Origin of the sequence: Streptomyces sp. NPDC002994 (assembly GCF_040611155.1) — a bacterium.
Taxonomy (GTDB): domain Bacteria; phylum Actinomycetota; class Actinomycetes; order Streptomycetales; family Streptomycetaceae; genus Streptomyces.
The window spans coordinates 1-5,685 of the sequence record NZ_JBEXNQ010000065.1 but is presented as its reverse complement, the minus strand read 5'-3'; the positions used below and the strand labels follow the sequence as shown (position 1 = coordinate 5,685).

The following is a 5,685-nucleotide window of genomic DNA, read 5'->3' as shown; positions in this document are numbered from 1 at the left end:
ACGGACAGTGATGCTGGTGGTCGGCTCGTGGCGCCCGCAGGTGGGGCAGACGTGCTTGCAGGCGGCCACGGGCGTCTCCTCAGGTCAGGGGGTGGAGCGGCCGGGCACCGCCGTCGTCGTTTCACCGGGAGCCGCCCGTCCGGGCCCGGCCGAGATTTATGCGTGTGAGTGGATCACCTGTGGGCCGTTAGGATTTCGACCATGGCGGCCACTGGATCCGAGAAGCAGGGGACGAGCGAAGGCGTGAAGGCCTTTTACGTATCGACCCCCATTTACTACGTCAACGACGCTCCTCACCTGGGCCACGCCTACACGACCGTTGCAGGGGACGTGCTCACGCGCTGGCACCGTCAGCGCGGCGAGAAGGTGTGGTACCTCACCGGCACGGACGAGCACGGTCAGAAGATCATGCGCACTGCCGAGGCGAACGGGGTCTCGCCCCAGGAGTGGTGCGACAAGCTCGTGGAGGAGGCGTGGAAGCCTCTCTGGGAGCACCTGAACATCGCGAACGACGACTTCATCCGTACGACGGAGAAGCGGCACACGGACCGTGTGCAGGAGTTCGTGCAGGACCTGTACGACAAGGGCGAGATCTACAAGGGCGGGTACGAAGGCCCGTACTGCGTGGGCTGCGAGGAGTACAAGCTCCCCGGCGATCTCATCGAGGCGGAAGACGGCACCAAGCTGTGCCCCGTCCACAAGAAGCCGGTGGAGATCCTCAAGGAGGAGAACTACTTCTTCAAGCTGAGCGAGTACGGCCCGAAGCTGCTGGAGTTCTACGAGGCGAACCCGGGCTTCATCCAGCCGGAGTCCGCCCGTAACGAGGTCTTGAACTTCACGCGACAGGGCCTCCAGGACCTGTCCATCTCGCGCTCGACGTTCGACTGGGGCATCCCGGTCCCGTGGGACGACAAGCACGTCATCTACGTGTGGGTGGACGCGCTCCTCAACTACGCCACCGCTGTCGGCTACGGCGCGGACCAGGCGAAGTTCGACACGACGTTCCCGGCCAACGTCCACCTGGTCGGCAAGGACATCCTGCGCTTCCACGCGATCATCTGGCCCGCGATGCTGATGGCGCAGGGCCTGCCGGTTCCCGGCCGGGTGGCGGCGAACGGCTGGCTGATGGTCGGCGGCGAGAAGATGTCGAAGTCGAACCTGACCGGCATCAAGCCGCAGGACCTGACGTCCCACTTCGGCGTGGACGCGTACCGCTGGTACTTCCTGCGGGCGATCGCCTTCGGCCAGGACGGCTCGTTCTCGTGGGAGGACTTCAGCGCGCGCTACACGAGCGAGCTCGCGAACGACTTCGGCAACCTCGCGTCGCGCGTGGCGGCGATGGTCGGCAAGTACTTCGGCGGAACGCTGCCGGAGGCGACGGCGGCCGGTGACGCGGAGAGCGCGGTGCAGGCCGGCCTGGCGAAGGCGGTCGCGGAGGCCGACCGGAAGATCGGCGAGGAGCTGGACTTCCAGGGCGGCATCCTGGCGGTGTTCGACTTCGTGAAGCAGGTCAACGGCTACATCACGGAGCAGGAACCGTGGAAGGTCGCGAAGGACGAGTCGCCGGAGGGCCAGGCCCGCCTGGCGACGATCCTCTACACGGCGGCGGAGTCGCTGCGCGCGATGGCCGTACTGCTCAACCCGGTCATGCCGGAGACCTCGCAGAAGCTGTGGGACTCCCTGGGCGCGGAGGCGCCCCTGGGCGCCCTGGCCGACCAGCCGCTCCAGGACGCGGCGCGATGGGGCCAGCTGCCGGCGGGCGCGACGGTGACGAAGGGCGCGGTGCTGTTCCCGCGCCTGGAGGACCCGAAGAAGGCGTAAGCGGTACGCCGCAGCCATAGCGCAGCCATACGTACGGAGGGGCCGGGACCTGAACGCCAGGGTCCCGGCCCCTCCACCGCGTCGGCCCTGGCGGGGGCGGGCGGTAACCAAGGACCGCGTCTGGGGGTCGGGCCGTCCCGAGCGCTCGAGTGTCGGTGGGCCGAACCGCCGCGTCAAGGGCGCTCCTGCGTCGCGTCGCTACGCGATGGACCTACGGCCCACCCTTGACCCGCCGCCCCGGCCCACCGCTAACGCTCATACGGGGACGGCCCAAAGAAAAACGCCCTGCACGGGGGCTGGGGGATGGGCGCGGGTCGGCTCGGTGGCTTGCGGCGTGGTGGGTGGGGCGCACGAGGTCTATGGGGTGGCCCGGCCCCAGCCTCAGCGACTGCAGGAACGGCCGCTGGCGGGACATCCCCATTCCCACGCACACGAGCACCCACGCAGGCGGACGGTTGGCCGATCGGGTCGACGTGCGGACTCATGTCTGCGCGGGGGGGGCGCGTCAGTTGAATGGGGTGACTCGGGTGGGTGTGGCGTCCACCCCGGCCGGTGGCCGGCTGGGCAGCAAGCAGGTTGCTGGTGTGGGTGGGTGGAGGGGCGCCCAGGGGCGGGTGGGCCCTGCCGACGGCCTGGCCGGATGAACGACCGGACTCGCAGGCTGCTCGACACTCCCGGCCAAGCCAACAGCGGTTCGAAGCCTTCGGCCCGACCGGTAGGAGCGGCGCACGCTCTCGGCCAGGCCAGTGCGACAGCCGGCACTATCGGCCGGACAGATGAACAAGTTGACGACTCTCGGTCGGCGTATAGGGCACTGTCCCGGCTCCCACACCGGCGGGATGGGACGAACCCAGCACATGACACACAGGCGCGCCCTTTTCACCCCGTTTTCACCCCCGGTGAGAGGCCTCGACGTGCGTCATGTGTGGGGTTCGTTGCAGCCAATGGCGCGGCGCAGGCGTAGGAGTGCACTCAACCCAGCAGAAGACGGCTCCCGACGGCCCACCAGTCACACCGGCCCCCACCGGCACCCGGTGGGGCGGACTCGGCCACCTCGCGGCGTGATCACGGCGGGCCGGTGGGCGAGGGACCGACTGGGCGGTGAGCCTGATGAGACGGGCAGGGATGGTGGGACGACGTCCTGCTGATGTGTGGCTGGTCGCTGCGGCACGTCGGCCACGACTGGGGAACGGTCCCGGTTATTAACCAGGCGGATGGGACGAACCCGGCAGAAGACGAACCATGGCATCCCATTTGCCCTACTTTCGGAGCATCGGGAAGGGCTCGACATGTGCCACATGCCGGTTTCATTGCGCGCCAACAGCCCGGCTCGGACTTCGGCGTGCACCTAATCCACCAGATGCCGACGCCCGACAGCCCACCTACCCCAGTCGACGCGCGGTGTGCCGTCGAGCACGACCCCTGCGGTCCGGTGCGCCGCCATGAGCCGGTGTCTCACCCACAGCAGTCCCGCTGGTCGTGGACGGGCTTCAGTCGAAGCATCGGAACGCGACTAACCCACCACTTGGCGAATCCCAATCCCCCTCCAGTCCCACCCGTCTCCGCCGTATCGCTTCAAACCCTCGCGCCAGCGTTTCGGCCCATTGCCAGAAAGCCGGGCGAGACCGAACAGGACGACTGTCGGGGCAGCAGGTCCTGCTAGTGCGGCAGGAGTGGATGGGGCGGCGGCCCGGCAGCCGCCACCGCCTCGGCTCCCGCAGCGTTCCGTCATCGCCGTGCGTGGGGTTGAGTCGCATCAACGGCTTCTTCCGGGCGTCGGAACGCGACTCACTTGCGACCATCACTGGAGCGCTTCGGCGCACAGAGATCGAACAGGTCAGTTGGTCTGGGCAGTGCGACGCAGCTTGTGTCGCAGTAGCGCCCGGTTTTCGCCCGTTTCCGGGCTTGGAATGCGACTAAGCCATTTATTGTGGATCACTCCGGAGAGCGGGACGATGGCGGTCATGGTCTCTGAAGAACCGCCCACCAGTCCCGCGAATGACGCCGCGAACGACCTCATTGCGTGCCCGTGTTGCTTCCAGCGGACGCTGGAGGAGCGGGCAAACTTCGAAATCTGCCCAGAGTGCGGCTGGGAGGACGACGGGCAGGACGACGTGGATGCTCACATCGTCCGGGGCGGGCCCAACGGCCGGCTGAGCTTGGCGCAGGCCCGGCTGGACTATGCGGAGGAAGCATCCGAAAGATGCGATGAGTCCACGACACGCGGCGGTGAGGGACTGTGGTTGTCGGAAGCGCGACGCCATGTTCCGGGCGTGGCTGATTAGGGCAGCGCCCAGCAGCAGTAGTCCTCGTTGTCAGGTCATGCCGTTGACTGATGTGCAATGGGCGCGGATCGAGCCGCTGCTTCCGGACCGGACGCCGAGGCGCGGCGGTCGCTGGCGAGATCATCGTGAGGTGATCGACGCGATCGCCTATAGGTTCCAGACTGGCAGCCAGTGGGTCCACCTGCCAGAGAAGTACGGCAACTGGCGGAGGGTCTACAACCGGCTGCGGATGTGGGCCCTCGACGGCACCTGGGAGCGGGTGTTCACCGCGCTGATGACACAGGCCGATGCCGAAGAGGATCTGACCTGCAAAAAGGGGCCCCAGCCGGCGAGCCAGCAGACCACGCCATTGGTCGCTCCCGCGGCGGACTGACCACCAAGATTCATCTCGCGGCCGACGGCCGCTGCGGACCCCTCGTCTTTGTCCTCACCGCTGGCCAGGCCGGTGACGCACCTGTCTTCACGGACGTCATGATGCGTCTGCGCGTGCCCCGGCGGCGCGGACGACCGCGCACCCGACCGGATGTTGTCCTGGCTGACAAGGCTTACTCCTCACGCGCCATCCGTGAGCACCTGCGCAAGCGCGGTATCCGAGCGGTGATTCCCGTTCCGGCGGACCAGCAGGGTCATCGGCTTCGACGAGGCAGCCGGGGCGGCAGGCCGCTCGCCTTCGACCGCGAGACCTACAAACAGCGCAATACCGTCGAACGGTGCATCAACCGTCGTGGCGCGGCATCGCCACACGTTACGAGAAGACCGCCACCATCTACCTCGCCGGACTCCACATCGCAGGCATCTTCCTCTGGTCCGCACGGTGATCCAAACGAAACCGACTAACTAACCCGCCACTTGATGAATTTCAACGCCCATCCAGTCCCACCCGTCTCGGCTCCCGCAGCAGTCCTGCCATCGTCGTTGGTGGGTGTCGGTCGCCCGCCCTGTTTCAGGTGTCGGAACGCGACTAACTCCGCACTGGGCGAATCACAGCGCCCCTCCAGTCCCACCCGTCGCACGCGCAACGCCTTCGGCCACCACGGGCGTGTTTCGGCCCATGCGAGTCCCATACCGGCCGTGCCGACCGCCGTATGGGGGGTGTGCTGGGTTCGTGCCTCGATGTTCGGTGCGCCGCCACCCATCCACATCAGCAACGGGCTTGCAGTTCAACCGGCCACCGGCCGGGGTGGACGCAACGCCCGCCCGAGTCGCCCCATTCAACTGTCGCGCCCCACCCGCCACGACCATGAGTCCGCACGTCGGCCCGGCGGCCCAGCTGTCCACCGGCGTGGGTGGTCGTGTGCGTCGGAATGGGGGTTTCGCACAGCGGCCGTTCCTGCAGTCGCTGAGGCTGGGGCCGAGCCGCCCCCTCAACCTGCCGCGCCCCACCCACTCAGCCGTCGGTCGGCAGCGGCATGCCGGCCACTTGCCGGAGTTTCCCCGTGGGCTCCCCCCGGGGGCCGCCCCCCAGAAGCATTGCGGCGGAGGGGCGGCGGAAGCTCCTATAGACCGTCAAGTGGTGTGGGGCAGGGGTGGTGTGGTGGTCTGTGTTCGGTGGGGTAGGTGTTTGTAGATCTCTCGGGCG

General features: G+C 67.7%; 2 protein-coding genes and 1 pseudogene. All 3 read left to right on the top strand.

Annotated elements, in window-relative coordinates; all coding sequences use genetic code 11:
• The first annotated feature begins 201 nt into the window (after window positions 1-201).
• The 3 genes and pseudogenes from metG to ABZX79_RS37590 all read left to right on the top strand — a co-directional run bounded on the left by metG (window position 202) and on the right by ABZX79_RS37590 (window position 4,924).
• On the top strand, window positions 202-1,821 hold the full coding sequence (gene metG, locus ABZX79_RS37600) for a methionine--tRNA ligase (RefSeq protein ID WP_355268499.1): 1,620 nt from the start codon (window positions 202-204) through the stop codon (window positions 1,819-1,821).
• A gap of 1,910 nt (window positions 1,822-3,731) precedes the next feature.
• Window positions 3,732-4,106, top strand: a complete 375-nt coding sequence (locus tag ABZX79_RS37595) for a CPCC family cysteine-rich protein (RefSeq protein WP_355268496.1) — start codon at window positions 3,732-3,734, stop codon at window positions 4,104-4,106.
• Between the two features lie 37 nt (window positions 4,107-4,143).
• Window positions 4,144-4,924 (top strand): annotated as a pseudogene (locus ABZX79_RS37590) (IS5 family transposase).
• The last annotated feature ends 761 nt before the right edge of the window (window positions 4,925-5,685 follow it).